Source organism: Bacillus sp. AR8-1, assembly GCF_008042345.1.
In the GTDB taxonomy this organism is placed as follows: Bacteria; Bacillota; Bacilli; order Bacillales; family Bacillaceae_G; genus Bacillus_A; species Bacillus_A cereus.
On record NZ_QNUB01000045.1, the window covers coordinates 1 to 3789 of the forward strand.

The window sequence follows — 3789 nt, forward strand, 5'->3', positions numbered from 1 at the left end:
ACTTTTAGGGGTCACTTCATAGTCTGCTCTTTTATGATGCCTCCTTATGTTCCGTGGAATGTTTAACACTCCCCAGTCTCTTTAGTTTATTCCACCCTACTGCTACTCCTCGAAGCGATGAGAATATAGATTTAATGACAACATAAGTCATAAATTGGCGATAAATAAAACGTTGTAAAATTAACCATGCCAATGGTTTTGGGTTCTCTTCCTCTAATTTAAATGCGAACAGAGAAGCGAGAAGATCCATTAAAAAGAAAACAAGATAAAATCCTAAAACTTTTAGCGGATTACTACTAAATAGTCCTATAATCATTAATATATCTGCAAAAGGAGCAATGAATTGCAGCACATATTGGAATAACCACATATTAGGCAGTGCAATAAATCCTAATGTTTTATGCTTTGGATTACATAACGCTTTTCGATGTTTCCAAAGACATTGAAGTGTACCATATGACCAACGATACCGCTGTTTAATGAGACTTTTCACATCTTCAGGTGATTCCGTAAAAGCATGCGCTTTTTCTTCATATACAATTCTATGCCCTTGACGTAAAAATGTAATAGTAAGATCCGTATCTTCTGCTAACGTATCTTCGCTTAAATATCCAGATTCAACTACATTCTTTTTGCGCCACGCCCCAATAGCTCCTGGAACTACTGTAATACAATTTAACTCATCAAAAGCTCTACGTTCTAAATTAAACCCTGTAATGTACTCAACATGTTGCCAAGTAGTTAACAAATTCCGTCTATTCCCCACTTTGACATTACCTGAAACTGCAGCTACATTCTGATCTTCAAAGTGTCTAACCATTAAAGAAATGGCGTCTTGCGCAATAATAGTATCCGCATCTAAAGTGACAATGATTTCTCCTCGCGATTGTTGAAACCCTAGGTTCATTGCCGATGATTTCCCGCCGTTTTCTTTCTGAATGAAACGAACTTTAGGGTGTTTATAAAATGTTTCTTTCATTACTTTTAACGTACCATCTGTCGATCCGTCATCCACAACAATAACTTCAAATTCTCTATAATTACTATCCAAAATTGAGTGAATTGTCTTGGCTATCACCTTTTCTTCATTATATGCTGCTATGACAACACTAACAAAAGGTTGATAGGACGAATTAATATAGCGAGATAACGTTTTTCTTTTCTGCTTCCATGCAAAATAAATTAAGAATAAAAACCGAAAAATCCCTAATCCAATAGCAATATAAAAAATAGTTGTTAATATATGCTTAAAGTATCCTGCCCCTGAAAAGACAGCTTTATTGTAAAGTAAATATTGCTTCCCCTCAGAAGAAACAGGAGGCATAATTTCATCTCGTTCTTTATTCATTAAATCTGAAATTGTTACAAAACTATATCCATGCTTTTTTAGGTCTTTAATAATGATTGGGAGCGCCTCTACTGTATGTGTACGGTTCCCTCCCGCATCATGGAGAAGAATAATATTTCCCTCTCCCTTATAAATGGGATTAAGAGCACGCTTTACTAATTCATTTGTTGATGGTATTGCCCAGTCTTCGGGATCAACTTTTTCCGCTACCATTGTATAGTTCATATTTTGTGCACGTAAAATAGGCAATATTTCATTTGATGAATCCGGGTTAGCATCCGCTTCATATGGCGGTCTAAATAAAACCGTAGAATGTCCAGTTACTTCCTGAATTAAACGTTGCGTCGTATTAAGTTCTACTTTCGTTCGTAGTAAAGACGTATCTGCTATGTTAGGATGCTTGAAAGTATGATTGCCAATTTCATGCCCTTCATCGTATATTCTTTTTACAATACTAGTATTTAGTTGCGCGTTTTCACCAAGTACAAAAAAAGCAGCTTTTATTTGATTCTCTTTTAATATATCTAATATTTCTGGCGTATATTTCGGGTCTGGTCCATCATCAAATGTTAATACTACTTGTTTCCCATTTGGTTTTCCATATCGTTGCACTTCATATGCAGATGGTAAGGATTGATATACTTCATCTGTAATATAATCATCTTTGCCTACTTTAAAATCTCTCAATCCATTTTTTCTTTCATTCTCAATCTGTAAAATTTCACCTTGTCCAGAATAATTCACTTCATCTAAACTACTGATTTTATGTAATACATTAGGATTTTTTTGTACCTCAATAGGATTTTTTAAAACTTTCCATATTGTAGGATCTTCTGCTCCTAATCTCCATAGCGCAAACCCCTTTGCATGATTGTCCATTGCGATTTTCACTTGATTATAAAGAGTAACACCGTCTAAGAACCAAGCAGTATGTTCTTTCTCTCCTGTTTTATATCTAAAATACGGATTTCCACTCACCTTATCCCATTGAATTTTTATATTTGAATCATGAGCCATTGCCATAACTTCTGAGAAAGTCATAGACTTTGCAGCTTCTTTACTATTTACTTCCCAATCATATCCATAGTTACCGAAAGCAACTATAAGTTTATTAGACGGAATATTCAGTTCTTTTAATGTATGTTGGAACCATTTATTTGAAGCAATTGGTCCTGGTTCCCCCGCTCCATAGTGCTCATCGTACATCATTACAATCATTCGATCTATTATTTTTGCTAACGCACTATAATCAAAAGCCTTATCATTAGCTGGAACATCTTGTGTAACGAGCAAATCATGTTCATGAAATTCCTTAGTAAGTTCTTTCATAAAATTTGTTAAGTTTTCTCTATCACTTTCAGGTACGGCCTCAAAGTCAATATTAATACCTGAAAACTGATTTTTTTTAACTTGGATTACTAAATCATTAATAAACTTTGTCTTTACATCGTTTGAGGAACTCAGTAACTTATGAATTAGCCCACTATCAGGACCAGAAGCTTCCTCAGTATAGTTAGTAAGCAAAGGCATAATCTTCACTTGATTTTTTTCTGCCAACTTTACTATCTCAGGTTTTATCTCACTTCTAATCGTTAAATCTGCTTTTAAATGATACCACTCTGGTACTAACGTAGTTAATGAATCGATATTTTCTTTTAAAGAAGCGGTACTATTTTCATCCCAGTTTACATAAAAACCATACACTTCTTTAGGATGTTTACTATCCTTCGGCGGATTCACCAAATTTTTATTATCCTTCGTTTCGGTATTTGGGTTAAATGCTTCCTCCTTTAACTGCTGATCACTAAGTTTTTGATTAATTGGTACAAGTTTAGTATCTTGTTGTACAGCGGTATTCATATTTGGAATTTCTGGTGTTGAAAAAATACTTTGAAAGAAAAAATAAAATACAACACTTACACTAACTATTGAGATACATAGAAACCAAATAAAGGCTATGTTTCTCCTTCCTTTCGGATCATAAAAAACAGGTTTTTCTTTATCTTTCTCTTGTTGAATGTTTTTCTCCATTATATTTTTCACATACTCCTTCTTAATAGAACTATAGAATATTAAAGTGCAACTTTAATCAGTGGGGGTTTTGTTCCCCCCCCCCACTAATCATCAGCCCTCACCAATCGGGCTGCCCAGCAAATAGCGGAATAAATCCTTTTAGCTTTGAAGTGAATCTCTCACTTCCATATTCTATTGATTCTTCTTTTCATTCCCTTGCTGGTGGCCTCTATTTTCTTGTTGAGACCCCCTACCATTGTTCCCTTGCTCGTTTCCGTCATTTTCTTTCTGGGATCCTCTTCCATTGTTCCCTTGCCCATTTCCCCTTGTTGAGACCCTCTTCCGTTGTTTCCTTGCTCGTTCCCATTATTCCCTTGTTGTGATCCTCTTCCGTTGTTCCCTTGCCCATTTCCATTATTCCCTTGTTG

General features: G+C 35.2%; 1 protein-coding gene and 1 pseudogene. Both read right to left on the reverse strand.

Going from position 1 to position 3789, the window contains the following annotated elements:
- Positions 1–31 precede the first annotated feature (31 nt).
- A complete protein-coding gene (locus tag DN400_RS24815) occupies positions 32–3379 on the reverse strand; it encodes a trifunctional glycoside hydrolase family 18/polysaccharide deacetylase/glycosyltransferase family 2 protein (protein ID WP_065229134.1) in 3348 nt (1115 codons plus the stop codon).
- A 174-nt stretch (positions 3380–3553) separates the two neighbouring features.
- Positions 3554–3789: pseudogene (locus DN400_RS30050) on the reverse strand (hypothetical protein); the annotation flags it as partial.

Excerpts from the sequence above, each read along its gene's own strand:
- DN400_RS24815 (WP_065229134.1), bottom strand. The coding sequence starts at position 3,379 with ATGGAGAAAAACATTCAACAAGAGAAAGATAAAGAAAAACCTGTTTTT.